Source organism: Agarivorans sp. TSD2052, from assembly GCF_023238625.1.
In the GTDB taxonomy this organism is placed as follows: domain Bacteria; phylum Pseudomonadota; class Gammaproteobacteria; order Enterobacterales; family Celerinatantimonadaceae; genus Agarivorans.
The window spans coordinates 1442219-1467418 of record NZ_CP096670.1; the positions used below are offsets into that span (position 1 = coordinate 1442219).

General features: G+C 43.2%; 23 protein-coding genes and 2 tRNA genes. 16 read left to right on the top strand and 9 right to left on the bottom strand.

Translation table 11 applies throughout. The features are described 5' to 3' along the window. Nucleotides 1-7 precede the first annotated feature (7 nt). On the bottom strand, nucleotides 8-1006 hold the full coding sequence (gene ubiU / locus M0C34_RS06560; protein WP_248714834.1) for a ubiquinone anaerobic biosynthesis protein UbiU: 999 nt from the start codon (nucleotides 1004-1006) through the stop codon (nucleotides 8-10). A 148-nt stretch (nucleotides 1007-1154) separates the two neighbouring features. Here ubiU and ubiT point away from each other — a divergent pair, with 148 nt between their 5' ends. From ubiT to M0C34_RS06575, 3 genes are all read left to right on the top strand, one after another. Beyond that, the gene (gene ubiT / locus M0C34_RS06565) at nucleotides 1155-1631 is read left to right on the top strand and encodes a ubiquinone anaerobic biosynthesis accessory factor UbiT (RefSeq protein WP_248714835.1); all 477 of its coding nucleotides are present in this window, start codon (nucleotides 1155-1157) and stop codon (nucleotides 1629-1631) included. A gap of 121 nt (nucleotides 1632-1752) precedes the next feature. Continuing rightward, nucleotides 1753-2919 (top strand): sugar ABC transporter substrate-binding protein, encoded by a 1167-nt coding sequence (locus M0C34_RS06570; RefSeq protein ID WP_248714836.1) that lies wholly within the window; start codon nucleotides 1753-1755, stop codon nucleotides 2917-2919. Beyond that, on the top strand, nucleotides 2919-4814 hold the full coding sequence (locus M0C34_RS06575; protein ID WP_248714837.1) for an ATP-binding protein: 1896 nt from the start codon (nucleotides 2919-2921) through the stop codon (nucleotides 4812-4814). The genes M0C34_RS06570 and M0C34_RS06575 overlap by 1 nt, the downstream gene beginning before the upstream one ends. A gap of 24 nt (nucleotides 4815-4838) precedes the next feature. On the opposite strand, the gene M0C34_RS06580 is transcribed toward M0C34_RS06575, so the two are convergent. Next, on the bottom strand, nucleotides 4839-5513 hold the full coding sequence (locus M0C34_RS06580) for a L,D-transpeptidase family protein (protein ID WP_248714838.1): 675 nt from the start codon (nucleotides 5511-5513) through the stop codon (nucleotides 4839-4841). A gap of 157 nt (nucleotides 5514-5670) precedes the next feature. On the opposite strand from M0C34_RS06580, the gene M0C34_RS06585 reads away from it, so the two are divergent. The 6 genes from M0C34_RS06585 to M0C34_RS06610 all read left to right on the top strand — a co-directional run bounded on the left by M0C34_RS06585 (nucleotide 5671) and on the right by M0C34_RS06610 (nucleotide 11237). Next, nucleotides 5671-6393, top strand: a complete 723-nt coding sequence (locus M0C34_RS06585) for a substrate-binding periplasmic protein (RefSeq protein WP_248714839.1) — start codon at nucleotides 5671-5673, stop codon at nucleotides 6391-6393. Nucleotides 6394-6564: 171 nt separating this feature from the next. Continuing rightward, nucleotides 6565-7569 (top strand): TAXI family TRAP transporter solute-binding subunit, encoded by a 1005-nt coding sequence (locus tag M0C34_RS06590; RefSeq protein ID WP_248714840.1) that lies wholly within the window; start codon nucleotides 6565-6567, stop codon nucleotides 7567-7569. Between the two features lie 66 nt (nucleotides 7570-7635). Beyond that, entirely contained in the window at nucleotides 7636-9732 is a 2097-nt protein-coding gene (locus tag M0C34_RS06595) for a TRAP transporter permease (protein WP_248714841.1), read from the top strand. 162 nt (nucleotides 9733-9894) lie between these two features. Beyond that, complete coding sequence (locus tag M0C34_RS06600) at nucleotides 9895-10893, top strand: Gfo/Idh/MocA family protein (RefSeq protein WP_248714842.1); 999 nt, start codon at nucleotides 9895-9897, stop codon at nucleotides 10891-10893. A 109-nt stretch (nucleotides 10894-11002) separates the two neighbouring features. Continuing rightward, nucleotides 11003-11093 (top strand) — tRNA-Ser (locus tag M0C34_RS06605). A 53-nt stretch (nucleotides 11094-11146) separates the two neighbouring features. Then, nucleotides 11147-11237: transfer RNA gene (locus M0C34_RS06610), tRNA-Ser, on the top strand. A gap of 65 nt (nucleotides 11238-11302) precedes the next feature. Here M0C34_RS06610 and M0C34_RS06615 read toward each other — a convergent pair. Further along, nucleotides 11303-12349, bottom strand: a complete 1047-nt coding sequence (locus M0C34_RS06615) for an acyltransferase family protein (RefSeq protein WP_248714843.1) — start codon at nucleotides 12347-12349, stop codon at nucleotides 11303-11305. 109 nt (nucleotides 12350-12458) lie between these two features. Continuing rightward, entirely contained in the window at nucleotides 12459-13814 is a 1356-nt protein-coding gene (gene hutW, locus M0C34_RS06620; RefSeq protein WP_248714844.1) for a heme anaerobic degradation radical SAM methyltransferase ChuW/HutW, read from the bottom strand. A gap of 229 nt (nucleotides 13815-14043) precedes the next feature. Between hutW and ushA the strand changes: the two genes are divergently transcribed. From ushA to M0C34_RS06650, 6 genes are all read left to right on the top strand, one after another. Beyond that, nucleotides 14044-15705, top strand: a complete 1662-nt coding sequence (gene ushA, locus M0C34_RS06625) for a bifunctional UDP-sugar hydrolase/5'-nucleotidase UshA (RefSeq protein ID WP_248714845.1) — start codon at nucleotides 14044-14046, stop codon at nucleotides 15703-15705. Between the two features lie 261 nt (nucleotides 15706-15966). Beyond that, on the top strand, nucleotides 15967-16971 hold the full coding sequence (locus M0C34_RS06630) for a lipase family protein (RefSeq protein WP_248714846.1): 1005 nt from the start codon (nucleotides 15967-15969) through the stop codon (nucleotides 16969-16971). A 113-nt stretch (nucleotides 16972-17084) separates the two neighbouring features. Next, nucleotides 17085-17465 (top strand): CBS domain-containing protein, encoded by a 381-nt coding sequence (locus M0C34_RS06635; RefSeq protein WP_248714847.1) that lies wholly within the window; start codon nucleotides 17085-17087, stop codon nucleotides 17463-17465. A gap of 459 nt (nucleotides 17466-17924) precedes the next feature. Further along, nucleotides 17925-18308 carry a hypothetical protein gene (locus tag M0C34_RS06640; protein ID WP_248714848.1) on the top strand — a complete coding sequence of 128 codons (384 nt, stop codon included), beginning with the start codon at nucleotides 17925-17927 and terminating at the stop codon, nucleotides 18306-18308. A 127-nt stretch (nucleotides 18309-18435) separates the two neighbouring features. Continuing rightward, complete coding sequence (locus M0C34_RS06645) at nucleotides 18436-19101, top strand: DUF3047 domain-containing protein (protein ID WP_248714849.1); 666 nt, start codon at nucleotides 18436-18438, stop codon at nucleotides 19099-19101. Nucleotides 19102-19353: 252 nt separating this feature from the next. Continuing rightward, nucleotides 19354-19560 (top strand): cold-shock protein, encoded by a 207-nt coding sequence (locus M0C34_RS06650; protein ID WP_248714850.1) that lies wholly within the window; start codon nucleotides 19354-19356, stop codon nucleotides 19558-19560. Nucleotides 19561-19713: 153 nt separating this feature from the next. Here M0C34_RS06650 and M0C34_RS06655 read toward each other — a convergent pair whose 3' ends face one another. The 3 genes from M0C34_RS06655 to M0C34_RS06665 all read right to left on the bottom strand — a co-directional run bounded on the left by M0C34_RS06655 (nucleotide 19714) and on the right by M0C34_RS06665 (nucleotide 22355). Further along, complete coding sequence (locus tag M0C34_RS06655; protein ID WP_248714851.1) at nucleotides 19714-20904, bottom strand: class I SAM-dependent methyltransferase; 1191 nt, start codon at nucleotides 20902-20904, stop codon at nucleotides 19714-19716. Between the two features lie 123 nt (nucleotides 20905-21027). After that, entirely contained in the window at nucleotides 21028-21660 is a 633-nt protein-coding gene (locus tag M0C34_RS06660) for a glutathione S-transferase family protein (protein WP_248714852.1), read from the bottom strand. Nucleotides 21661-21953: 293 nt separating this feature from the next. Further along, nucleotides 21954-22355: a DUF4345 domain-containing protein gene (locus M0C34_RS06665; protein ID WP_248714853.1), complete on the bottom strand. Its 402-nt coding sequence runs from the start codon at nucleotides 22353-22355 to the stop codon at nucleotides 21954-21956. A gap of 330 nt (nucleotides 22356-22685) precedes the next feature. Between M0C34_RS06665 and M0C34_RS06670 the strand changes: the two genes are divergently transcribed. Further along, nucleotides 22686-23069 carry a nuclear transport factor 2 family protein gene (locus M0C34_RS06670; protein ID WP_248714854.1) on the top strand — a complete coding sequence of 128 codons (384 nt, stop codon included), beginning with the start codon at nucleotides 22686-22688 and terminating at the stop codon, nucleotides 23067-23069. A gap of 73 nt (nucleotides 23070-23142) precedes the next feature. On the opposite strand, the gene M0C34_RS06675 is transcribed toward M0C34_RS06670, so the two are convergent. Both M0C34_RS06675 and M0C34_RS06680 read right to left on the bottom strand, forming a co-directional pair. Further along, nucleotides 23143-24315: an acetyltransferase domain-containing protein gene (locus M0C34_RS06675; protein WP_248714855.1), complete on the bottom strand. Its 1173-nt coding sequence runs from the start codon at nucleotides 24313-24315 to the stop codon at nucleotides 23143-23145. A gap of 593 nt (nucleotides 24316-24908) precedes the next feature. Beyond that, entirely contained in the window at nucleotides 24909-25169 is a 261-nt protein-coding gene (locus M0C34_RS06680; protein ID WP_248714856.1) for a hypothetical protein, read from the bottom strand. Nucleotides 25170-25200: the final 31 nt, after the last annotated feature.

A 25200-nucleotide genomic window follows, 5' to 3' on the forward strand; every position in this document is an offset into this window, starting at 1 on the left:
CCTTCTGTTACTGCCACGCCTTGTGATAGGCGCCTAAGGTCGTTTGGCTACCTTCCGATAATTTGGATAGTTGGCTCATCCAATGGTTTTTCGCACTAAATTGCTCGGGATTGCTTTGATAACTATCAATGGCTTCTCGCCATACTTGAGTCACTTGTGCGACATAAGCAGGACTGCGCTGACGACCTTCAATTTTCACTGCTGAAATATTAGCGGCAAACAGTTCTGGTATCAGCTCGATGGTATTTAAACTGGTGGGTTCTTCCAGCGCGTGTGAGCGCTGACCATCAATGTCGAAACGTCCTTTACAAAGCGTTGGGTAACCGGCGGTTTCGTTGGGCCCGTAACGATCAATTAAGATATCATTTAAACGTGACTCTAAGCCTTGCTCGGTTTCTTGCCAGCGAACATAAGATGCCGGCGAGCAGGCGCCTACCGTATTGGGCGACTCGCCAGTCAGGTAGGATGATAAATAACAGCGACCTTCAGCCATGACACAAAGGCTACCAAAAGCAAATACTTCCAGTTCCATATCGGGACAAGCCCGAGACAGTTGCTTTACTTGGTGAATGGATAACACTCTAGGCAATACCACCCGTTTCACATTGAAATTTCGCTGATAAAAAGCAATCGCAGAAGCGTTGGTCGCCGAGGCTTGCACCGACAAATGAACAGTGAGTTCTGGGTAATTTTGTTGGGCATATTCTAATAAAGCTATATCCGCCAAAATCACCACGTCAGCACCGATAGCGACTGCGCGGTCAATGGCTGCGAACCATAGGTGTTGTTGTTGCGGATGGGCAAAGGTATTAATGGCAACATGTAATTGACGGCGGTGTAGTTTTAGGTAGTCAACCGCTTTGTCCAATTTTTTACCTTCGAAATTTAGACCTGCAAAGTGACGCGCGTTGGTCGCGTCTTTAAAGCCGATATAAATAGCATCGGCACCGTGGTCCACCGCAGCTTTTACCGCAGGCAATGAACCTGCAGGGCATAGTAATTCCATAAGTCCTTCAACTGATGAGTTTTTTCATCATTCTACTGGGCTTAGTTCCAATGGATATTGACTCAGAGCAGGTTTGGCTTAGGCAAACTTAAGTAAACTTGAGCCCCAATGCGATTATTTTTTATGAGGTACCTAGGTGCTAGATAGCTTGAAGAAATCTTTAGTGAAAGATATGCCACGAATCTTAAGTATCCCCGCTAGATACTGTCCATTTGCTATTCAGAGCTATGCCTTAGAAAAGGCGCTTAAATTGGCATTTGCCGAAGCCATTGACGATGGAGACCTCGCTTTTCTAGAGAATCGCTGGTTAAAGGTTGAAGTCAGCGATTTATCGGCGAGTTGGTTTATTACCTTTGAAGCACAGCAGCTCAAAGTAAAATCTGTTGTTGAACATGCAGACGTGAGTTTCTCTGGTAACTTGAATGAGTTTGTTTTGCTAATGGGTCGTCAGGAAGACCCAGATACGCTGTTTTTTCAGCGCCGTCTTAGAGTAGAAGGTGATACTGAGCTGGGCTTGGAGCTTAAAAACCTACTGGATAATTTGGATTTTGACAATTTACCGGATTGGTTGAGTGATAGCCTCCAGAAAAGCGCTGGCTTAGTCGCTAAATATCAAGCTGCTTGAACGGCTAATACTCAATTAGCAAGCGCTTAAGTGCTTGCTAATTATCAATATATAGAATCTCAACACGCAATTATTGTTAATTGGACTACACTAAACCTAGGTGTGGTTCATAGGATGAAATATGCGCGTTTGTTTGCTACTAATCTTTTTCTGTTGCTCAAAGTTAAGCGCTGAACAACTTAGCTTTATGTATTATAGAGAGCAAGGGAAAGCAGCTTTTAGCGAGCTATTAGATGAGTTTTCTAAACAATATAATCACCAAGTCACGATCTATACGATTACGTCAGACTCGTTAAAACCCACCTTGATCAAGTCGGTAATGCAAGGTCAGTCAGCTGATGTTGTATTTGCCCCTTCCGATGTCATTGGCATCGCCCGCCAAGCCAAATTTTCTGAGGTACCTGAAACGCTTATTAGTAGTGATATGAGCAAAGAGCTGCTGCTTACAGCTAGTATCGATCAAAAAATATACGGGATCCCAATATTGCAGGGAAACCACTTGATGCTATTTTACAACCGCCGCTTCGTAGGTAAACCTGCAAAAACGTGGCAAGAGTTACTGGAACAGCAGCCAGTCATAGAAAAACAAGGGGTAGCAACCATAGGTTGGAACTACTCAGAAATGTATTGGTTTGCCGGTTTCTATAATACCTTTGGTGGTCGAATGACCCGTGGTAAGAAAGTGACCTTGAACGAACCTGCAATGCATGATGCCTTAAACTTTTATCGAAATATTGCCACGCGCAACTTAGTGTCTGCTGATTGTGCTTATGATTGTGGTTATCGAGATTTTATTGAAGGAAAGGTTGCCTACGCGATCAATGGTGAATGGGCCATCGACGATTTTGAAAAGCAGTTAGATGATGACTTGGGGATTGCGGTAATACCAAGCATTGGTGAGCGTCCTTTTCGACCTTTATCATCAAGTTTAGTATTGGTTTTTCCTAACCAAAGTTTGTCGTCAGCTAAAGCGGCTGCACTGCGCCAATTAAGTGAATTTTTACAGACACCTGAAGTACAACTCCGCTTGCATACTCAGGCTCGTTTTTTGCCAGCTAACTCAGCCCTGATTCAGCAAATAAAACAACAATCTACTAGCAATGAGCAAGCTATTCTTAGTCAGCTAGAGCTTGCTGTGCCAATGTCTGCAGAGGCCGCTCAAGCGAGCGCTTGGGTTGGCATGCGCAAAGGTTTCGAGTTATTCAACAAAGGGTTAGTTGATGCTGAAAAAGCCAGTGGATATATGCAGCAATATGCCGATAGAGATTACGGGCAGCAAGCAAAGTAATGAGCGTAAAAATTAATCAACTTCGAACGTTCTTAACTATCAGCATTCTGCTGGGAGCTTTGCTGCCGAGTATTCTTATTGGTTCATTCTTGTTAAAGCAAATTTCCGAGCAAGATCAACAAGGTGTTACTCAAACTCTGTATTTAAAAGCTAATAATATTGCGCAAAGTATTCAGCATCGAGTTCAGCAAGTCTCTCTAGATTTACAAAGCTTAGCGCAGGTGAATGACATTATATTAACGCCTACGTCGGCTATCTTTGGTTTTCAATCTAACCAACTAATTAGTGAGTTGCTACAACAAAATGACTGGGTGTCGGCTATTTATATTGTTGATTCAGAAGGGCGAATTATCGAAGGCGCGCCGCTTCAGGCTGAGGTGCTTGATATACAAGCCCACCTTCCCGCGATAGACCGTTTAAACCAGCAGGTAAAATTAGGCAATAGCCAAACCTTAATTGAAGTTTATCAAAACCCTGAATTCGCCCAACTGGTTGCTGATGGGCGCGACATATACAGCGACTCGGGCTTGCTACTGATGCAGCCAATTATGCAGTCAAATTTGAACGCGCTCAAAGAAAGCCAACAAGTAGGAACGCTAATTGTTTTTATTCCAATGCAATCAATTTGGCATGCGGTTGAGTCGAGAATTGAGCAACAAGGCTCTTTGGAATTATTTTTTTCACAACAGCTTCTATTTCGCGGCAACAAAGGCGAAGTACCGCTCCGACGGTTTTATATAGATGTAGATCTGTTCTTAGACAATATGCCCGAGCCGTTGTCGTTGTCACTTAGCGCTCAAAGCCGTTCTTTATGGAGCTTGTTAGTAGAACGGCAATTCAATCTTGTGCTCATTTTGTTGTTTGTATTTGCACTGGTAACAATAATTGCTGTGTTATTGATGAAACGCATTGTTGAACCGCTAAGCAAATTAAGCCACTTGGTGTCTAAGTACTCGCAAGGTAAGTACGATACCCAAGTACCGCATTTGGCTTTTGAAGAGTTTAATCAAGTAGGAGGCTTATTGAAAAGTATGGCCACCAAAGTGATTAGTGATCAAGAGCAATTGGAACAGCGCGTGGTGGCACGCACCTATCAGCTGGAAGAAGCTAACTCAACCCTAAAGCATACTTTAGAGAAGCTTAATGACACTCAATTACAGCTAGTAGAACAAGAAAAAATGGCCGCCTTAGGTGGGTTAGTTGCGGGTATGGCACATGAGTTAAATACGCCCTTGGGTGTGGGTATTACTGCCGCTTCGCAGCTAGCGAGTAATTACCAAGTTATTGAAAAAAGCTTGGCTGAAGGGACCTTAGCCAAATCAGAACTGCAGGAAATGCTAAGTCAAGGTGCCAAAGGCTGTGAGTTATTGGAAAGTAGTTTGCAACGCTCGGCGGCCTTAGTAAATACTTTTAAATCCTTAGCGGGTAGTGATATCGATGAGAACTTACAGCAAATTAAGCTAAAAACGTGGCTTGAACAGCACTTAAAAATGCTGTTACAACCCTTTAGTGAATTACACATTCAGTTATCCATTAGTGGTAGTAACCCCAGTTTACTGATTAACCAACGAGCGTTAGAGCTAATACTTTCTTGTTTAATCGATAACTCTATTCAACACGGCTTCAGCAAACATAGCTTTCCGCATCTCAAAGTTTATATAGACGCGCAGCAAGAGCAGATTTGCATTAATTATCAAGATAATGGTTCAGGGGTGCAAAATGATGATTTGGGATTGATTTTTAATCCGTTCTATACAACCCATCGAAGTGCAGGCAATGTTGGTTTAGGGTTAAACCAAGTATATAACCTGGTTCACCAGCACTTAATGGGCAGCATTGAGTGTTTTAATGCTGAGCCTCAAGGATTAGGATTTCGAATTAGGCTACCTCGTTAGTTTCTCTTATAACCTAGCCATAAATTATTCAATAAACTGTTCAAATTCACCTTGAATTTGTTGGTACAAATCAGCTGTCCATTCAGGTAGGTGATCAGGTACCGGAAATAGCGGCAGTAGCCTTGGGTCATGAGGGGCAATAACGACTTTGCTATTACCTGGGCCTATTCGCTCTACCAAAATAAATAGGTCCTCAATATTTTGGTCTCCCATTGCTAAGCAGCCTACCGAAGACGCTTTTCCGTGAATAAATATGTTTGATCCTGGACGGTGGCGTTGCTCTTGCTTAGCCTTTTTCAAATCAAAGCTGTTGGGGTAGTTAAGCTTCATCGACAAATGAAAGTTGCTGTTGGGATTAAGCGCTTCTATTTGATAAATGCCTTCAGGCACTTGTAAGTCACCTTCTCTTAATTTAGGGCCTGCAGTACCGCTAGCATGGCGGATCCAATAAGTATGGATATATCTAGGGCCTTCACCGCTATCTGCCCATAATTCAAGTCTACGAGAGCGTTTGCTGGCCAGTAGCGTTATTTTGTGTGGCGGGTAATCGACTTTAGCGGCAACAAATAGCGGTAATAGGCGCTTTAGACTATCGTTATGGTAAGTCTTAACTACTTGTTTAATTGTTCGTTTGTGCTGGGACTTCGCTGCTGGCTCTGGCCAACTTTCAGCAGAAAGAGAGAAGCAAAATATACCCATAATTGCTGTCGTAAACAGCCGGTTGAATTTCAAAACGATGACTCTTTTAAAGAATGAAAAGAGAGTGTACTTGGAGTTTATCCTAAGTGCTATCGCTGGTGGACTGTTTGTCTTTGACCACTTTTGTGAGTCGTTGCTACTTTATATAAGGATCAATATGTTGCGTCATATAGGGGCGGTTGTCATTTTTCTTAGTGGCTTACTTAGTAGCACAACTAAAGCGCATAGCCTTGAAGAGATAACTTTTTATAGTGAAGAGTTTTTCCCGTACAACTATACCGAAAATCTGCAAGTCACAGGCTTTTCCGTTGAGTTACTGGGTTTAGTGTTTAAACAGTTGGGTAGCCCACCTCCAGAGGTGAAAATTGTGCCCTGGAAGCGTGGTTACACTTTACTTGAAAAGCTTGACTACACAGCACTGTTTTCGACCATAAAAACTGAACAACGTTTTCCTCTATTTCACTGGGCTTGTCCCATTAATCGAAGCAGTGCAAATTTGTATGTACTCAGTGATAGCCAATTATCTGTCCAAAATTTGGCTGATTTAAGCGCTTATAAAATCGCGGTCTTAAAAGATCAAGCCATAGAAGCTTATTTGCACAAAGCTGGCTTACAGTTTAGCGCAGTGCCTACCAAATCAGTGGAGCAATCATTTAAGTTATTAGCCTTGCGAAGGGTAGACATGATTGCGCTAGTTTCAGAGTATTTAGATGACCACCCGCGTAGCTTTAAACCGATATATCAACTTTTTGAGAAAGAATATTGCTTTGCCTTTAACTCATCTTTAAGTACTAAGGAGCTCAATCGTTTTCAACAAGCCTTAGCGCAAGTCCGCTTATCTCAAGATTATAGCGACTTATATACCAAGTATTTTGAATAGCCCTTAAAGGTCAATATAACTGCTACTTTAGTAGTAGAAAGATGTTAATGCCTTGTTAATGTTATGAGTAGTGTTTAGGATGAAAAATCAACAAAATCATTGAAGTGTCGTCTCATAAATTGTCGGTTTGGCTTCAGCTTCAGTAAGTCTGTTACTAAGGAGAGTAAAACTATGCGTTTCTGGCTTAGAAAGGCTGCACTACTTGCTAGTGTTTTAACCTTTACCGTGCAAGCTGATAGCGGCACTAATTACCTATTAGCGACTGCCAGTACAGGTGGTACTTATTACCCAGTTGGTGTGGCTTTAGCTACCTTAACTAAAGTGAAAATCCAACCGAAACACAAAGTCAGTGTCTCTGCGATTAACTCGGCCGGTTCCGGTGAAAATATTAAACTGCTGCGTGATAAAGAAGCGCAATTTGCGATTTTACAAGGCTTATATGGCTCTTATGCAGTGAATGGCACGGGCCCGCTTGAAAAAGAAGGCAAGCAAGCCCATTTACGCTCTATCACCATGTTATGGCAGAACGTTGAGCAATTTGTGGTTAAGAAAGAGTATGCCAAGAATGGTGACCTCAGTGATTTACTGGCCCTAACGGGTGAGAAGCTTGCATTAGGTAAAAAGAACTCCGGCACAATCGGGTCTAATCGCTTTTTGTTAGGTAACTTAGGGGTTGATATCGACAAGCAAATGGAATTGTTTTCTGCTGGATATGGCCCTTCTGCTGAAGCACTACAAAATGGTCAAGTAGCCGGTATTAATACACCCGCTGGTGCACCAACCGGTGCCGTGACTAAGTTATTTGCAGCGGCTGCAAAAGATGTCGCCCCTCTAGATGTTACTGACCAGCAAATAGAGCAAGCCAATGGGGGCTTAGGTTTATGGACCCGCTATGTGATTCCGGCTGGGACTTACCCAAAACAAGATAATGATTGGAACACCATGGCTCAGCCAAATTTCTTGGCGGTACACGCCGATGTTGATGAAGAGTTTGTTTACCTGCTCACCAAAACTATTTATGAAAACCTCGGTTTTTTGCAGGCGATTCATAAAGCCACCAATGCGATGGCTTTAGAGAAAGCATTAGCCGGTTTGCCTGCACCACTTCACCCTGGCGCCGCTCGCTATTACCGAGAAGCAGGGTTAACCATCCCAGATAACTTAGTTGCTAACTAAGTCTTTTCAGCTAGATAGCCCCTGTCAGGGGCTATTTAACTAACCACTTCCCAGGATATTTTTACTATGCAATGGAATGCTGTACCTGAAAGTATTCGTCAAGAAATTGAAGACACGCGTGCCGTCCCTCTGGTGTATGTTCTAGGGATCATTATTAGTCTCGGCCATGTTTATTTTAATATTTTTGCCGACATAGCGGTGTTACAACAAAATATTTTGCACTTTGCGGGCTTCGTTTTATTGTGCGGTTTACTGAAGCCGCTAGCAAAACATCGTTTCACCACTTGGCTAGACCGGGGGTGGGTAGTGGCTATCGCATGCTCTGCGGTGTATTTGTTGTTTGCTGAAGACTTGATCTATGAACGGGGGGTTCGTCTTGTTGCTCTAGATTGGCTATGTGGAACCATTGTTATAGTGGGAGCCATCGATATGACCCGCCGAGCGACCGGTTGGGTTATTCCGGTTCTCATTGTTACTGCTATTTCTTATCTGGCTTGGTGGGGCAATTACGTTCCTGGGGTATTTCAATTTAAAGGTTTAAGTTTAGAAACGCTGTTATTTAGAAGTATTTATGGCGATGATGCCATCTTTGGCAACATCGCTAGAATATCCGCTAGCTTTGTTTTCATGTTCATTTTGTTTGGTGCTTTTTTATTACGTTCAGGGGCTGGCGACTTTGTTATTCACCTCTCTAAAAGCATCGCCAGTCGCATGGTTGGTGGCCCTGGTATTGTGGCAATAATTGCCTCCGGATTAACAGGAACAATTTCTGGTAGTGCGGTTGCTAACACGGCCTCTACAGGTGTGGTGACCATTCCCTTAATGAAAAACGCTGGCTTTAGTGCGCGCTTTGCTGCTGCTGTTGAAGCCTCCGCTTCTACTGGCGGGCAAATCGTTCCGCCTATAATGGGGGCAGGGGCGTTTGTCATGGCCAGTTATACGCAGATCCCTTACAGTACTATTGTAATGGTAAGCATATTGCCCGCTATTTTGTATTTTGCCTCTTTAGTTTTTTATGTGCGCACCGAATCTTATAAGTCTGGTTTGACTCGAATAATGGAACCTAGTGCTCCCTTATTGCCGATGGTAATGCGAGAAGGCTTGTCGTTTATTGTTCCTGTTACCTTGCTTATTGTGCTGTTAGTGATTGGCTACACTCCCACTTACGCAGCGGTTGTTGCCATCATTGCTGTTATCGTCAGTTCATGGTTTACCCCTAACAAAATGGGGTTAAGAGCCATCGCAGACGCGTTTGCTTTGGGTTCTAGAAACATGGTGGTGACAGCCATTCTGTTATGCTCGGTAGGTCTGATTGTTAATGTCATCGCTACTGCTGGAATTGGCAATACCTTTTCTTTGATGATTACAGAGTGGTCAGGCGGGAGCTTATTAGTGGCAATGCTATTGGTGGCCATCGCTTCTTTAGTGCTGGGTATGGGACTGCCAGTAACGGCATCTTATATTGTATTAGCGACCTTATCTGCACCTGCATTGTTGCAATTAATGGCCAATACAGAGTTAGTTAATGTTTTAAGTTCGGGTGACATTAGTGCCGAGGTTCAAGCTGTATTAGCCTTAGTTGGCGTGAGCCCAGAGCAGGGGGCTTTGAGTGTTAGTCAGGCGCAACAGTTGATACAACAAATGCCAGATGAAATGATGGCGCTGTTAAGACCGATGTTGCTTGACGATGCTACCATCGCGATGCTGCTGTTAGCATCGCATCTGGTGATATTTTGGTTATCGCAAGATAGCAATGTTACCCCTCCGGTATGCCTATGTACCTTTACGGCTGCAGCTATTGCTAAATCACCGCCAATGGCCACCGGATTTACCTCTTGGAAGATTGCTAAAGGCCTTTATATTATTCCACTATTATTTGCCTATACGCCGCTCGTCCATGGCGACTGGCTGGCTGCGTTGTGGGTGTTTACTTTTGCTCTTCCGGGTTTATATGCCTTTACTTTAGTCATGCAAGGCTGGCACAAACGTAAATTGTTGTTGTGGGAACGAGCTTCATTTGGGCTCTTAGCCTTACTGTTATTATGCCCATTACCATGGCTCTGGCAGTTACTCTCGCTATGTAGTCTAGTCATCTTGGTTGGATATTTAAGTCGTAGTGCGAATAAGCGCTTAGCTGCAGATCTTAGTAGATCTGCGGTGTAATGTTTTGCTGCATATTAATGATGAATTATTTCATTGGCTGGCCTGTCATTTTGAGCTGACTCACAGTTTACTATTATGCTTAGCTACGGGGTAAAATGTGGCTGGTAAGCCAACAAAGACGGGGTACTATGTTTTTTTTAGTGTTCACTTATAGAAGGCTGTATGTCAACCGAAATGTTTAATTGGGGGGTGATAGCCCCCGGTAGGATAGCCCGCAACTTTGCTGAAGGCTTAGCGGTTATTCCTGATGCTTGTCTTTATGCGGTCGCCAGCTCTAATTTAGATAGAGCTAAAGCGTTTGCAGCAGATTTTTCAGCTCAGCATGCCATGGATGATTATCAATGCTTGGTTAATGATCCCGCGGTGGATGCCATCTATATTGCTAATCCACATCGTTTTCATTTTGACAGTATAAAAATGTGCTTAGAAGCGGGTAAAGCCGTGCTGTGCGAGAAACCCTTAACTGTTACCGCCAAACAGTCGCAACAGCTTGTCGACATTGCCCAGCAAAATAATGTTTTTTTGATGGAAGCGCTATGGTCTAGGTTTCAACCTGCTTGGCAGCAAGTTCGTCGTTGGCTGGACGAAAAATGCATTGGCGACATCAAGCTGATCAACTCTTCATTTGGCTTCAATATTCCCCGAGACGAAACTGACCGCTTACTTAATCTAGAGCTTGCTGGTGGCTCGCTACTGGATATGGGGGTATATAATGTGTCGTTATCGCAATTTGTGATGGGGGATAATCCGGTTAGTGTACTTGCCGATGGGCATGTAGGCGTGACCGGCGTCGACGAACGTACCACGGCAATATTGCGCTACCCAACGGCTGTAAGTCAGTTCACCTGTAACTTTCTGGCCGATACCGCAAATGACTTTACTATTTACGGTACCAAAGGGCGGATTACGATCCCCAGTATGTTTTGGGTCGCTACTAAGGCCTCTATTTGCATTAGCGGAGAAGTAGAGAAAACATTCGACTTTCCATTTAAGGCCTCTGGCTTTGAATACCAAATTGAAGAAGTGATGCGCTGCGTTCGCAATGGCAAGCTTCAAAGTGAGGTGATTAGTTGGAATGACAGTGTTGCTACCATGCAAGTGATGGATGAAATATTGAATCAAATAGGGGTTAGTTATCCTTTCGTTGCCAGTGGTGATTAAGATTTCATCACTTAATCAGAAACTTCAGTCCAATTGACTGAATTGCGAGCGGTTGAACAGAATTAGCCTTTACTTTTGAAAGTCATATACGTAATATTCACACCGCTGCGGAGGGGTGGCAGAGTGGTCGAATGCACCGGTCTTGAAAACCGGCAAGGGTTAATAGCCCTTCGAGAGTTCAAATCTCTCCTCCTCCGCCATATTAAGACTGCCATGCAAAGCATGGCTTTTTTAATCGCAGCAACACCCCTGCGGAGGGGTGGCAGAGTGGTCGAATGCACCGGTCTTGAAAACCGGCAAGGGTTAATAGCCCTTCGAGAGTTCAAATCTCTCCTCCTCCGCCATTTTAAAAAGCCACGCTATCGCGTGGCTTTTTTCGTTTCATCTCCCGCTCCTAAATAATCGAGAATTACTTAGAACGTCGTATTGCTCGTCGGAGTCTTTCTACTGGTATATCTATACACTTTATAACTATCAGTGATAGCAATGTGAGTAAAGTGAACACGGTCACCAAATCAAGGCTACCAAAAACAGGCTTAAACCTCGCTACTTCGCCTAGTAAGAGCACACTTGCGATCATCGATGCTTGGTAGTGAAGAAGGTAAATGGGGTATGAAAAGTCGCCAATAAACTTGTCTAAGTTCTTACTTATTAAATGGCTCACTTGGTAACCCATTGCCAAGCTCATCACTAATAGAGCACTAATTAGCATGTTTAAGTAAAAGAGTAGTTCAACGACACGATGGTCTAAACCTTGAGGTATTAGCCACGCCACTACCGCTGAAATAGTTACCATAAGGATCAAAATAACCGCGGGGTGTTTTAAAAACACGTTCCAGCTTTTAGGGATGCTTTGGTTTTTTACCATAAAGTAAATCAGTGAGCCTATTGCAAAGGGCAAAGAACCTGCTGGAATAGAGAAGTAACGAGCATGCCAAAATAAATCAACTGTGTAGCTAAACACTACGAAAGCTATCGATAAGCCCAACCAAATATAGGTTCTTATTAATGTTTTAGATACACCTAAACAAATGGCGATATAAAAGAATATTTCTACCGTAAGCGCCCAAGTGGCGGGCGACAATCGTGGAGTAATCGTATGAGGGATCCAGTGTGGGAAAATCATCGTAATGTTAGATAGAATACTTAAGCTATCATGCGGTAATCGTATTGTTGAAAAGCCCGTCTCAGGTAGATAGTTGGCCAACACTATGAGTAAAATAAGGCTGGTGATACAGGCAAACCAATAGGCTGGGTAAAGCCGTAAAAAGCGATTAAGGGCGAATCGTTTACGGCCACTATTGCTATACCCGTAACTATTTTGCATCACATAAGTCATGAGGTAGCCACTAAGAATATAGAAGCCAAAGACAGCAAAGCGACCAAAGTCGCTGAGCCAAAATATATGACCAAATACCACCATTAAAGCCCAGAAAGTTCTTACAGATCCAAACACCAAAATCCCTTTTAGTTTTATAAAATCAGCGTGCTTGAATCATCGTGCTTCCGAGCGAAATAAACAACCGTAGGGTGTGCATTTTTCGTCATGGGTTTGGAATGGCAACTTAAATGCTCGTATATTGCTGTATGTAACTGCTCATGGCGTTGGCTAAATTTACCGACCAAAATTGCCCAGCAAGACTGAGTTTTACTTGGTCGTCAGCCGTGCTTACCAAACCGTTACGTTTCCACGCTTCAAATAGAGGTTGGCATTGTTTAAATAGTGTTTGACCATTGGTAAATGCACTAGCTTTAATCACCCCTCGATCACAGGCGCTGGTAATTGCGGCAGTTAATTCTGCGTTTGCAGCGGGTAAGCTGAGTTGCTCGAAACTCCAGTGATTATGCTCAATACCTGTTCTCCAACTATCAATGTTTCTTGCCTGCATAAGCCCATAACCATTGATATTTCCACCGGCACCAGCACCAATAGGCAGTATTTCTGCCCCCTGTTTAGCTAAGCTGTTGTAGCGACTTTGTTCCCTAGGGTGACTAGCCCAATGACAGTAACTTAATTGCGAGAATGCTTTTTCCTTAAAGAACTGGTGGCCTTGTTGATACATTAAGGCCTTGTCGCTAGTGCTTAAAGGAACGTTTGCTCTACCAGCATCAATATTGCGTTGTAAGCCGCTACCGCCAAAGGTGAGTAGCTGATACAAATCTACCCCATGTACACCGCTGGAAACCACATCTTGCAAGTCTTGCTGCCAATTTTCAGGAGTTTGATGTGGTAAACCATAAATCAAGTCGATAGCGATAGTCGCGCTACCTGAATCAGTGAGTTGGTGTAAGCGCTCAAGTATGTATTCACGTTTATCTAGCCTTTTTGCCGCTTTACGTACTGTAGAGTTAAAGCTTTGAACACCGAAGGAAAAACGGTTAAAACCGCCGTCTAAGGCTGCTTGAAACTTGTCGTCAGTAAAGCGATTTAGCCGACCTTCAAGGGTTATTTCGCAAAGGGTAGTGAGCGAAAAATAGCGGCGAATTAGTTTACCAAGCCTTAATAATTGCTCTGCGGTCAAATCGGTAGGAGTGCCGCCGCCTACGTAAACAGCATCAAATGGTTTTGCTTGGCTCCATGCATACTGAGACTTAGCAATTAGCTCTTGTTCCAACAGCTTAAAGTAATCATCCATCATTTGCTGGCTACTGGCGTATTGAAAGAAATTGCAAAAGCTACAACGAACCCGACAAAAGGGAACATGTATGTAGATAGCCCGCGGGCGTAGGCTTGTAGCCGGAGTATCTAAGTGTTTACGCAATTCACGATGTGCTTCATCTCCAGTGAGGGTTTTTCTTTGCCCGTGTTTGGCATGCGCTGCGGTTTTTTGGGTAAAGGCGAACTGCAGTGGAGAAGGGCTTGCTTGACCGGTCATTATTTCAGGTAATACGATGTTGCTTGAACAGGTTGTGCTAGACATGACTTACTCGAGTTATCATTTAATCTAAATGTAAATCATTATCATTTGGGGTTTATTGATCTAGCCCAAGTTATGTTTTCAATTAAGCAGATTTTGATAAGCATCAACACCTTAGGCTAAGATGTAAATTTTTGCTGTGGTTTAAGCAATTATATCCCTGTTAGCCTGTTATAAGAGCTTGTTGTTGAACTATGATTAAGCAACTTATTGATGTCATCAAGGATTGAAGATGAAGATAGCTTACCGTACCGGAATTCTCCCCTCATTATTGATAGTGGGGCTGCTAGTAGGCTGCAGCTCTGAGCCTAGTCAAACTTGGCAAGTAGACCGCAGTTATCAAATAACGGTATTACATACCAATGATCATCATGGCCGTTTTTGGCAGAATAAATATGGTGAATATGGTTTAGCCGCGCGTAAAACCCTAATTGACAGTATTCGGCAAGAGGTTGCCGCCGAGGGGGGCAGTGTATTATTACTCTCTGGTGGTGACATTAATACCGGTGTACCGGAGTCAGATCTACTGGATGCAGAGCCTGACTTTAAAGGTATGAACCTACTGGGCTATGATGCTATGGCTTTAGGTAATCACGAATTTGATAATGCTTTAGACGTTTTGGCTAAGCAGCAACAGTGGGCCGGTTTTCCTTTTTTGTCAGCCAATATTTATCAAAAATCTAGTGGTGAACGTAAGTTCCAAGCTTATCAAACCTTTGATTTGCAGGGGGTTAAAGTTGCGGTTATCGGCTTTACTACAGAAGATACTTATAAGTTAGTTCATCCGGATACGGTGGCTGACTTAGAGTTTCGCGATCCCAAGCTTGAAGCAAAGCAGGTCATCGCAGAGTTATACCAAAAGGAACAGCCAGATTTAGTGTTTGCTGTGACTCATATGGGGCATTATGCCAATGCAAAACATGGCGTAAATGCACCCGGTGATGTGAGCTTGGCTCGCTCCTTGAACCATGGTGAGTTAGACCTAATAGTGGGGGGGCATTCTCAAGAGCCTGTCTGTATGGAAGGTGATAATCACTATGCAGAATCTTTCAAACCGGGTGATGATTGCAAGCCTGACCAGCAAAATGGAACGTGGATCGTTCAAGCCCATGAATGGGGTAAATATGTTGGTCGTGCCGACTATACGTTTAAAAATGGCGAGTTTTCCCTAGATAGCTACCAGCTGATACCGGTTAACCTAAAGAAAAAAATAAAAGTAGATGGAAAAAAACAACGGGTATTTGTGCAGGATGAAATCGCGCAAGACCCTGCGGTTCTCGCCCTGCTGACTCCTTATCAAGAACAGGGTCAAGAACAGCTAAATGTTGAAATTGCCGATCTCAGCGGCCGCTTAATTGGAGATCGAGACAAAGTTCGTTTTGGTCAAACTAACTTGGGGCGTTTAATTGCTTCGGCTCATATGCAACGAGTGAATGCTGACTTTTCGGTAATGAACTCTGGCGGAGTGCGGGCCTCTATTGAAGAAGGCGCAGTGAGCTATAAAGATGTGCTTACCGTTCAGCCATTTTCTAATACCATTACCTATGTGGATATGACTGGCGCGGAAGTATTAGAATACCTTGCGGTTGTGGCTGCTATGCCGGTAGATACTGGTGCTTATGCGCAATTTGCAGGTATAAGTATGCGAGTGATTAATGGCAAGGTGAGTGATGTAGTGATTGGTGGTAAAGCCTTGCAAGAAAGTGAAAGCTATCGTTTTACCATTCCTAACTTCAATGCGTCTGGCGGCGACGGTTACCCTAAAATAACTGAGCATAGCGGTTTTGTGGATACCGGTTTTGTTGATGCCGAGGTGTTAAAAGCCTTTATGCAGCAGCATAGCCCGATCAACGCGGCAGACTTCGATGACCAAGGTGAAATTAGTTATCAGTAATTAGACCGACATTAGAATAAACCTTTTCAGAAACCACCTGCATTAGTAGGTGGTTTTTTTTCTCACACGCTATTTAGGTTTACGCCCCATCGTTGAATTAGCTTTGTGGTGGTTTGTTTGCTGCTAGCCATCATTTAGTTGTTACTGCAAATGTGCTGAAGTATTCGCTCAGTTCAAATTTTCAAAAATAACTGCTGTTCGCCTTTAGCCGCTTAGCTTATCAATGAGGTAAGCTAGGCGCTTAGTCATAAGTGATGAGTGATGACATTGATAAAGCCTATTCCTGATCCCAAAAGCTACGATATTGTGCCACCTGATATGGGGTATGTGTATTTTGATGCAGCAGAGACGCATCCGTTCGAGCCCACCAATACGGTGTTTTCCAAGGTGAACGCTTGGTGGTTAGCCGATTGTGCTCTGCTGGCGTATACCCACCCGGGGTTCGCTCGAATGGCCTATAAGCTGGCGGGCTTTGAGCAGTTTAGGTTCTTCCAAGGTACCGGTACCGAATGTATGGCTGCCGCAAATGAAGATGTGTTAATCATTAGTTTTCGTGGCACCGAGCTAAAATCGTTATCTGCTTTATATGAACTAAGAAGTGATCTAGACGCCTTACCCAGTTCTTTTGCCGAAGGTGGGCGGGTACATACCGGGTTTCAAAAGGCGCTAGATGAGATTTGGCAGGGCCAAGCTGGATTGGCTGCATTTATTCAGCAGCAAATCGATCTGTACCCCAATCGACCAATGTGGATGACAGGACATAGTTTAGGTGGGGCCCTGGCCAGTTTATGTTTTGCTAAAACTAAGCGGGCTACAGGCTTGTATATATATGGTGCCCCAAGAGTTGGTGATAAAGCGTTTAACGGCCTAATAGACAATCGTCCAGCATGGCGAATAGAGCACGCCAGAGATCCGATCCCGATGTTGCCACCGAATTTACCCGCGCTAAAGTTTTGCTTCGAAAGTACCGGTGAGTTGGTTTATATTCACAGCGACCAAACCCTTGAATATCAGCGACCAGAGAAGAGTTCTGAGCAATATAAGCAGTTAGTGCTTAGCACCTTTAAATCGCAGGAAGCTCGCCGTAAAAGCCTCAACATGGATTTAAATGAGATAAACCAGCACCTGTTAGAGTCATTTAAAGAATGGCGCGATAATTTAAAGCAGTGGCAAGCAGACACTTCGATCAGTTTTACCGACCATATGCCCGTTTACTATAGTCTCAAGCTTTGGAATAACTTACCGCAACAGTCTGTTAATCGCTAATTATTAGCCGATATATCAGAAGCGAAAGGCGGGTTATCTAACTATAATTAAACACGAACAGAGTATTTTATCGATAATACAGGGCTGTTAGTAAATTAAAGAGTGAGGGTACTATGAATAGTCGAGTAACTTCCTTTATGGAAAGCAACGTGATTAGTGTAGAGCTTGATGATTCGGCTGAAAAAGTCTGTGAAGTTCTAGATGCTAACAAGCTGCATTGTGTACCTGTGTTAACACCCGACGGCAAAATCTTCGGGGTGATAAGTGCTACCGACTTAGTGCATTTTAATACCTTGCACGTGAACCCCAAGTTAGAACATGCATGGGAGCTATGCACTCATAAGGTGATTGAAGTCGCTCCTGATATGTCTGTTCAGGAAGCGGGTGAGCTAATGGTGAAAGAGAAAGTTCACCACCTCGTGGTCATGGAAGGTACCATTTTTATAGGCATTGTCTCGGCGACGGATATCCTAAGAGCATACTTAAATAAGTAACGTTTTGTTTGGTCGCTTTCAAAGCCATTTTGTCCACTGGTAAGTGGGGCCTGTCTGACTTCGATTATTGAGTCTAATCTAGGCAGTGGCCATTGGCGTATGCGTTTTGGTGACTATGTATTGACATATACATATCGAGACAAGCCCATTTCTCAAGCCTTCCTGAAGAATCAAGCAATAATCTACAACATCACGAGAGAGTTGATCGTGTAGGCTAACTGTCAGCATTTTAGACTGTCACGTTCTCTATGATCATGCTGTTTCAGTTTTAGGATAATTACAATATTGTGATTTCTTGCTCTATCTAACTGAATTCCATATGAATTAGTGATAATTATTCTGGTGGTTTTTATGTGATGACAACACTTCTTAGCGCGGGTGTTTTTTACTCACTGAGTGTTTGAAAGGTTGACGGATGAGAGTGGCGCTGCCGTGAAGGGTTTTAACTTGAGGATAAATATGGACATTAATAACTACCAATTGAATTTTTCTAGCTTAGGCTGGTTTAGAAAGCTATTTCTGATTGTTCATTGGCTATCCGTTGCTGTGATTGTATTGGGGGCAGGTGTCTGGATATTTGTGCCAGAAATAATGAATCAAGAGTTGGGTTTTTCACCGTTTGTCTTGTATGCGATGGTCTTTTTCTCTCTGGCGTATGCATTCTGGATACAAAGAGCCATTTCAAAAAGAAGTCGAGGTCAATTGTTAGCTTTGACCGGTATTCAACTTTTCCCATTTTTTAATCCGATTACAGCGCTTTTATTTTTTGCTATGTATAGATTGAGTAAACAAGAAATAGAACTCAGCCAGCAATACCAGTTACTCAATCAACATACCGAATAGATGCTCCGCAGTGGTTACAGCAAACGAGGTATAGAATAAGACATCTAGCTAGCCTAAGGGATTACAGTTATTTTTAGCTTTCGCCGATATTTTCTTCATCCGAATACATACTTGTAGGGAATAGCCAATGTTTCGATGTGTAGTGTTAGTCCTTGCTGTCGTGCTTAGTTTGAGTGCCTTTGCTTCGAATAATGTAAGCTCTTTACAGGACAACGGTCTTAAGGATTGGGAGCATGAGGTTTTCTCAAGGGAAACCCAATACCGTGTATTACAGTATAAAAATCGCATTGCGATACAGGCAAAGAGTGATAATTCAGCCTCAGGTCTTTTGTTAAGAACGCAAATTGATTTGTTAGCAACGCCCTTTATCAATTGGAGCTGGTTAAGCGAAAGTAAGCTTCCATTATTGGATGAACAGAGTAAGCGGGGGGATGATTACGTAGCCAGAATCTATGTGCTTATCGACGGCGGGTTGTTGTTTTGGAACACTCAGTGTTTAAGCTATGTGTGGTCAAGCCGTCAGGATAAAGGACGAGTGTGGAACAATGCCTTTGCTGGGGCTAATGTCAAAATGCTATCAATACGCGGAAGGGATGACCTAATCAGCCAATGGTACAGTGAAAAACGCAATGTTTATGACGATCTCATTAAATATTTTGGTGATAAAGGAAGTGCCCAAGCAAATCTCCAGGCCTATCGTTATATTGATGTTATCGCCATTATGACCGACACCGATAATAGCGGTAGCAAAGCAGAATCCTACTATGGCGATATCATTTTTACGGCTAATTAGCGCATTATTGTTCTAATTTATTACAGAAATAACAAATAGAGGTCTCAACATTAATCCCTTTAACTGTGTTACTCTGGTCATGCCGCTTGCAGTTACTCGAGAATGCGGGCATGGTATTGACAGTGTTTGAGTGTTAACTCTGCCTTTAAGCTATAGCAGTACTTTTAGCGCAATCTAACAGTTTAGTTTTGTATTCGAACTGGTGAATTCGAATATAATTTTTATATTTCACCAACAGTATGAGTAAAAAAAATGAGTAAAGGTACAGTTAAGTGGTTCAACGCCGATAAAGGTTTCGGTTTCATTACACCTGAAGATGGCAGCAAAGATTTGTTTGTTCATCACTCAGAGATCCAAGCTGGCGGTGGTTACGCAACTTTGAATGATGGTCAAGCCGTTGAATTTGAAGTTGGCCAAGGCCAAAAAGGTCCATGTGCAAATAAAGTTGTTCCACTTTAAGCTGCATATTTAACCAATTAAACCGTATCGCCATGTATTGGTGTAACACGCTAAAGCGTGCAATGGTTTGAAGCGTTATACCTATAAAAAACCGCAGGCTAGCCTGCGGTTTTTGTTTTTATAGCATTAAAAAGCTAGTGTGCTGTTGGAGTGTTATTTCACTCTACACAGAAAACCTTTTAGGTAGTGGCCTTCAGGGTAAGGGCCGCCTACAGGGTGATCTTCAGCTTGCTCTAAGGTTTTTAAAAACTGCATTTCGCGCTTAGCGTCAATGGCGGCATCGGCTACGATTTTTTGAAATAAGCTAGTAGGCATGAGTCCAGAGCACGAATAAGTCAATAAAATGCCACCCGGACGCAACATTTGCATGGCTAACATGTTGATGTCTTTATAGCCGCGACTAGCGCGATTTAAGCTAGCTTTGCTGTCTACAAACTTCGGTGGGTCTAGCACTATCATGTCGAACTGCTCATCGCAGTCACGGTAGGCCCGTAGTTGCTTGAATACATCGGCATTTAGCTGGGTAATTTTACTGGCATCGAGGCCATTTAGCTCAACGTTTTTAGCTGCAATGTCCAGCGCAGCATCTGATACATCTATGTTAACCACTTTTTTAGCGCCGCCCGCTAAGGCGTATGTGCCAAAGCCGCCGGTGTAACAAAAACAGTTAAGGATTTTTTTGCCCTTGGCTAACTGGCCTACCAACTTGCGGTTATTGCGTTGGTCGAGGTAGTAACCGGTTTTATGGCCCGTTTCTACATTAATTAATAAACGTAGCCCGTTTTCTTCTATTTCCATCGGCTGTGCGGGCAGTTCACCGTGGATTAACCCTTGTGCAGGCGCTAGGCCTTCTTTTTTACGTACCGCTACGTCTGAGCGCTCGTAAATCACATCTTCAGGATAACAATGTTTCAATGCTTCTATTAAGTTAGCACGCTGGAAGTCGGCACCAGCACTTAGTAACTGTAATACCAGTACATTGGCATAACGATCGATAGTAATGCCTGGTAAGCCATCGTTTTCGCCTGCGACCAGACGGTAAGCGTTAGTATTAGCAAACTCAGACAAAATGCTGCGGGCAGCTTCTGCATCTTGCAAGCGTTCAATAAAATAGGCTTTATCAATCTGTTGCTCTTGATTGAAGCTCCAAACTCGCGCTCTAATTTGAGACTCTGGTGAATAGGCGGCAGTCGCTAAGTATTTACCCTCGGCGCTATAAACCTCAACCGTTTCGCCAGATAATGGTTTGCCAGATACTTTGTGAATACCGTTAGAGAAAATCCACGGGTGCCGGCGCAACAATGCTTTGTCGCGTTTGGCTTTAAGGGTGATGATACCGCTCATGATGCTTATCCTAGATTGTAATGTCGCGCATTATAGTCATCTACAGAGTCTTCACCAAGCAGAGACTGCGCTAATTATAGAATAAGCTTGGCCTTGGCTCACTAAAACCAAGGAGGGTGAGAGTTATAACTTACTCATCGCTTTACCATTGAGCTCTTTTTCCAAGCCTCGCTGTAAGGCTTCGCGTTGGCTAACATGTTTGCGATAGGCCATTAGTTTTTCTGGTAACTGTTGTTGAAAAGTAACCGCCCAGTTTAGTGTTTGGCATAACAAAATATCGGCTACGCTAAATTGTTCACCCATCAGATAGCCACTATCTGGCAGCCACATTTCTGCGATGGCTGCAGCTTTATTAAATTCCCACTCTGCTGTGGTTTGCATCTCGGGTAAGCGTAGTGCTTCAGGCAAGGCGAAGCGATGCTTGCCCATTGTCCAAAGGGCTTGTTCTAGCTCACTGATAATGAAACTCACCCATCGGTGATGCAGAGCTGCCTGCTTGCTGCCTGGTGTGGGTAAAAATTGAGGGCCATATTTTTCGGCTAAATATAAGCAGATAGCGGCCGATTCGCTAAATGCTAAGTCGCCATCGGTTAATGCTGGCACTTTGCCGCAGGGATTAAGTTTAAGAAACTCTTCACTGCGATGGTCGCCCGCTTGAAAATTAATGTAATGGTAATGCCAATCTATAGCTAGTTCTTCGAGCATCCAAGATACACGCAGTGAGCGAGAGCGTGGCGAACCGTAAAGAGTAATCATGCAGCAGTCCTTTGAGTTTTCGTTTGGTTCAGGTTCTTTAAAATAGACGCTTCTATTGCCGTTAGCGAGTGATTAAACCGTAACTAGCCAGCTTTGTTGATATCGACTAATTTAATCTTGTTGTAAATAGCGAATGAAAAAGCATGCTAGCCTGTAATATAACGAGTATTGAAGAGCGATTCCTCGCTAAAAGATCACATGGTGTTGTTAGTAAAATAATGGTGTAACTGGATAGTAAGACTAATATTTTGGTTTAGCCAATTTGCGCTAAGCTAGCCGCTTTAGGTTGTCGTTTAGGTAGCATTAGCTTCCTTCGCAGAATCAAGCCGATGTAACATGACTATGGCGACTAGGCCAAACGCTAGCTCCAGTAAAAAATAGCTAATAAGTAACCAATGCGCAGGCCCATCAACCACCAAGCTCACGGCTCTTCCTGCTGCCAGACCAAGCATAAAAACCACGAGGCTATATAAGGCTGCTTGGGTGTATTTGTGCTTAAAGGCACCAAGTAACCAAAACACCACCATGGCAAAATAAAGGCCCATAACAGCACGAAATATATGGGTGGCATTAGTACTATTTACGGATATATCGAATAACCAATTTAAGCTGGTTTGTGGTGCCAAACCGTAAGACAAAGCGATAGGGCTCAACCCAAAAGCAGCTAAGATTAAAAATTTCTGTGGCAGTGTCATAAATATCCTTTGTGCTCGTTCAGTAGTCGGTTTGACATACAGCAAATGAATTCATCAGCTTTGATTAATTAATAGCTGCTTTGGTGGTTATTGCAATCTAAGTGGCTAAGCATAGGGTTTTTGGCAACTGCTGAAGGTTAATAATCAGCTTGAATTGGCAAGCTGCGCTTAGGATTTTAGTTTTTCTCTAAGAGATTAAGGCAGACTTATACTATTCTTTGAGTGTGACGTGAGATTGAAACAGGCCTGTTCTTTTAACTTTAAGCGGCTTACAAAGCGGATTGAGTGGTCTAGTATCAATGGTTAAGCATTCTGTTGTTAGGGGCGTTTATGAGTCATCAACTAGCGTTAAACAAAGCCAATGCCATCGCATTTTACAAAATGGCTTATTTAGGTGAACCCGCTAAAGCCGTGGCGGCTTATGTGGGAGGGGATTACATTCAACACAACCCAGTGGTAGCCAATGGTAAGCAGGGTTTTATAGACTATTTTGACGAGATGCAGCGTGACTACCCAGACAAGCAAATAGAATTTCTTAGGTGCATTGCCGAAGGTGACACCGTGGCCCTACATACTCATCAAACTTGGCCTGGCAATGACCAATACGTCACTATGGATTTTTTTCGATTCGATGAAACAGGCAAAATTATCGAGCACTGGGATAGTATTCAAATGGTGCCGGAAGAAACCGCTAACGGTAACTCAATGCTTTAGTGTCTTTTAGCTTACACAACAACGCCGACGACTAAGTCGGCGTTGTTGGTGTTAAGATTTACGTGACAAACACCTACAGGTACTTAATCCATGCTTGGTTGCTGGTATGTTTATAGTTGGCAAACGCCCGAGTAGGGAAGTACAACACAACCGCTAATATCGCGCTTACACACCACACTTGCCATAGTGCTGCAAAACCAAAAATATCCCCTGCATTTGGCCCAAACGTTAGCATGGCTAGCTTGTAAGCAATTAATAATACGTACAGGTGAAATACATAAAAAAACATCGGTGCAGAGCCATAGGTTTTTAAGGCGCTTGTTGCCTTATTATTAAAGGTTTCAAATAGCGCTAATAATGCAAAAGCGATACCCAAGGTGAGCAAAATAAAATGCAACGACGGTGGGTATTTCGTGAAGTTTAAAAACGACATGATGGTTTCTATATGGCTAGAACCCAGTTGCCACGGTAAGGCTTCGCCATAGATATTAAAGCCTCGCAATACCGCTAAAAGTGTCAATACACTGGCTGATAGGGTTAATAAATCTCGCTGGCGCTGCTTAGGCTGTACTTTGTTGCTAAATAGCGGGCCAATAGCGTAGCCCAGTAAAATAACGCCTATCCATGGCAGAACAGGGTAAGAGGCAAATACGCTAAAGGTGTCGGAACTAAATAGCTGATTACGGTCATGTAGTATGGTCCATAAGCTATATCCCCATTCTCCTGGTGCAAACTGAATAGGCGCCAAGGCGTTGTGACCAAATACAATGAGTAAACCGATTATAGCAATGAGTTTGTTAGGTAAGCTGCTAAGCAGGGCTAATGCAATCATGCTAATGCCAATGGCCCAAATAACTTGCAGGTACAGCGCGTTGTAATTACCAAACCAAGAAAAATTAATCACGGTAACTTCTAGTAAAACTAAAAATAGCCCGCGTTTTAATAGAAACGCGCGTGGCGACCGGGGGGCCTTGTTACTCGGGTTGGCATATAGCCATGCTGATACACCAGTAAGAAATACAAAAATGGGGGCGCAGAGGTGAGCCAGTATTCGGGTAAAGAATAGCTCTGCTTCGGTATCTTCAATCGTAATGGGGTCGGTAATCCGGTGTTGGTAATAAAAGCGCTCGCGTACATGGTCGAGCAGCATAAATAGCATTACCAAGCCGCGCATTACATCAATAGATGCCAGCCTAGGTGATTTAACCATAGTGGCGGAGTGGGTGTTTTTTGTAATCGTAGTCATCAAATTCATTCGCTGTTTCTGCGGCTTCATTTACTATAAATAAGCTGTGTTCACTAAGCCATACTCTTGCGCTTTACAAGTTATAGCGGTAACCATTTACGCTCGTACTTAATCAGCGTGGCGTAAATATATACGTATGTTTAACGATAAGAGAATGGGGAGGCGGCGCGCGAATTAATTGGTGCTGGTTTGTAAAGGGTAAATAGGCTGTAGCCAATGGTTCTAGTATTGGGCTAAATGGCTTCGTTACGCGCCATGTAAAACTGCTGGTTAATAAGCTTGTTGCACAGTGTTGAATTAAAGACTGTGAAGCACAGTTATCATTTTGATGCTGCTCGTTAGTATCGGTACTTAAACTGCGTTGGGATCCGCTATGGTGTAACTGTTCGGCAAACGCCATTACGCTGGAGTACTGGCTTATCAGTAATGTCCATATAATGAGTGCACGCGCTATAAAACGGCCATTGGTCATAGTTGGAAGTTGATAACTCTAGTTCGTCGATAAAGAGTGGAGCTTTTTACCAATATATGTATTTTAACGCAATTTTAATTTGCGTGAGCGTGTTAAGGCTTCATCATATTTTGGTGAATTTTTAAGTTTTTTCTTGTGGGGGAGGCATCTTATAACCGGGCAGTTTACGCAATCCTTTGGCTTGGAATTTAGCTTTATTCGGCTTAGCGGGTAACTCGCTTAGAGTAAACGGTTTAGGTTGTTTGCCTTGTGATTGGTTTAAGGCCTCTATTAGTGCGTCGTGGTCGTGTAGATGGGGCGCCGAAAACAACATATCGTGGCTGCAGGCATAACTGGTTGCTGGAATAACAGTGAGCATTGCTACTAACAGATACTTTTTCATGGTTAGCCTATGGTTGATTTAGTATTAAAAA